This window comes from Shimia sp., from assembly GCF_041624275.1.
GTDB lineage: Bacteria > Pseudomonadota > Alphaproteobacteria > Rhodobacterales > Rhodobacteraceae > Shimia.
Genome location: NZ_JBFJVE010000290.1, coordinates 1 through 2420 on the forward strand (window position 1 = coordinate 1; position 2420 = coordinate 2420).

General features: G+C 68.9%; 3 protein-coding genes. 1 reads left to right on the plus strand and 2 read right to left on the minus strand.

From position 1 onward, the window contains the following. Positions 1–1171 (minus strand): M17 family metallopeptidase (locus ABZD10_RS15235; protein WP_372887819.1); only part of this gene is annotated, 1171 nt, incomplete at its 3' end. Positions 1172–1238: 67 nt separating this feature from the next. Next, entirely contained in the window at positions 1239–1619 is a 381-nt protein-coding gene (locus ABZD10_RS15240; RefSeq protein ID WP_372887820.1) for a hypothetical protein, read from the minus strand. A 150-nt stretch (positions 1620–1769) separates the two neighbouring features. Between ABZD10_RS15240 and ABZD10_RS15245 the strand changes: the two genes are divergently transcribed. Beyond that, a complete protein-coding gene (locus tag ABZD10_RS15245; RefSeq protein ID WP_372887822.1) occupies positions 1770–2420 on the plus strand; it encodes a carbonic anhydrase in 651 nt (216 codons plus the stop codon).

Consider the following 2420-nt stretch of genomic DNA (forward strand, 5'->3'; position numbering starts at 1 on the left):
CGGGCTCGATCATCGCCTCGTAGGGGTCCCAGAACGGCAGCCGCCAGACCGGGTCGGCGACATCGCCCGCAGCCCGGCAGAGGGCGGCGGCGAACCGGTCGTCGTCGGTGTAGAAAGGCGCCAGATCGGGCCCCACGGCGACCCGCGCGGCGCCGGTCAGGGTGGCCATCGAGACCAGCAGGTCGGGGGCCTCTTCGGCGGCCAGCGCCAGCGCGTCGGCCAGCACCAGACGGCCCTCGGCGTCGGTGTTGTTGATCTCGACCGTCAACCCCTTGCGCGAGGTCAGGATGTCGCCGGGGCGGAAGGCATTGCCGGCCACCGCGTTTTCCACCGCCGGGATCAGCACCCGCAGCCGCAGCGGCAGGCCCAGCCCCATGATCATCCGCGCCAGGCCCAGCACCGTGGCCGCGCCGCCCATGTCCTTTTTCCTCAGCGCCATCGAGCTGCCGGGCTTGAGGTTGAGTCCGCCGGTGTCGAAACAGACCCCCTTGCCGACCAGGGTCAGCGCCGGGCCGCTGGTGCCCCAGCGCAGGTCGATCAGGCGCGGCGCCTCGGCGGCGGCGCGGCCGACGGCATGGATCATCGGCAGGTTGGCCGCGAGCAGCTCGGCGCCGGTGGTGACCGCGATGCGGGCGCCGAAGTTGTCGGCGAGCTGCCGCGCCGCCGCCTCGAGCGCGGCGGGGCCGAGATCGCCGGCCGGGGTGTTGATGAGATCGCGGGTCAGCGCCTCGGCATTGGCGATGGTCTCGATGCGGGCGGCGTCGAGCCCCTCGGGGCAGACCAGTTCGGCGCCGGCGCCATTGGCCGATTTGTAGCGGTCGAACCGGTACTGGCCGAGCAGCCAGCCCAGGGCCTCGGTCTCGGCATCGCCCGCCGGCAGGGGCGCGGCCAGCCGGTAGACGCCGGCCGGCAGCGCGGCGGCGGCGGCGGCCAGCGGGAAGCGGCCCCGCGCCCGGGTCGCGGCGGTACCATAGCCCGCCAGTGCCATCCGGGGCGCGCCGTCGGCGCCGGGCACCAGGGTCGCGGCCCCGAGCTTGGGTTTGAAGCCGGTCGCGGTGAGCCAGGTCCGGGTGGCGGCGTCCTGTCCGGCCAGCCAGTCGTCGAACTGGTCCTGGTCGAGGGGCAGCAGCGCAATGGCGCTGTCGGAGGCTGGGGCGAAGCTGAGGGTCATCGGCGGCCTTTTTTTGCTGGGAGGGCTCGAGACAGCCTATCGTCTCTTTGCGGGGCTGCAAGCCGCTTCAGCCGCTTTGCCCCAGCATGGCGCGGATTTCACCGAGCGAGCGCCAGCCGATGCGCTGCAGGCGGGCGCGGGTGGCGGCCAGCGCCACCGGATCGCCGCTGGCGTGGCAGGCCAGAACGTCGTCGACCACCATGACCAGCGTGTCGAGGCCGATCTGCTCGGCCACTGCCTTGATCGCGCGGCCGCGCCTGTGCATGTCGCCCGCTGCCGCGCCGTCCGCGACCTGCCCGAGATCCTCGAGCCGCAGGGCCAGATCCTCGACGGCGCGCAGCGCCACCGTCCGGCTGGCCTGCTCGCCCAGTTGCAGGCGCAGCTGCTGCATCCGCTGCGGATTGAGACAGATGTGATCGACCGTTTCCAGCACTGAGACCTGTGCCACCGGCACCCCCCCCCGTGTTCGCGCCCCCGCCAACAGGGTCAGATTGGCGGCGAAACCCTTGCCATATGTTTAGGGCTTGCGGCAATTCACCCCTCGAAATCCCGGCAATTTGGCGCTAATTCTCTTCCAATCAAATCCGAAGGAGTGACAATGCAACACGCCAAGCCATTGCCGAGCTATCTGGTGAAACGGTTCCTGGGGTGGAAGGCCACCAATTACACCCAGAACCAGTCATGGTACCGCCATCTCGTGGCCGAGGGGCAGCATCCCCGCGCCATGGTGATCTCGTGCTGTGACAGCCGGGTGCATGTGACCTCGATCTTCGGTGCCGATCAGGGCGAGTTCTTCATCCACCGCAACATCGCCAACCTGGTGCCGACCTATAATCCCGATGGTGATTTCCACGGCACCAGCGCGGCGGTGGAATATGCCGTGACCGCGCTCAAGGTGGCGCATCTGATCGTCATGGGCCATTCGCAGTGCGGCGGTGTGCAGGGCTGTATCGACATGTGCGAAGGCAAGGCGCCGCAGCTGGAAGCCAAGGACAGTTTCGTCGGGCGCTGGATGGACATGCTGAAGCCGCGCTATGAGACAGTGGCCAAGATCAAGGACCCCGAGACCAAGGCGCGCGCCTTTGAAAGGCAGGCGGTCGTGGTGTCGCTGGAAAACCTGATGACCTTCCCCTTCGTGCGCGAGCGGGTCGAGGCCGGCGATCTCAGCCTGCACGGGCTGTGGCACAATATCGGCGAGGGCGGTCTCGAGGGCTATGACGCGAAATCGGGCAAGTTCGAAAACATCTGA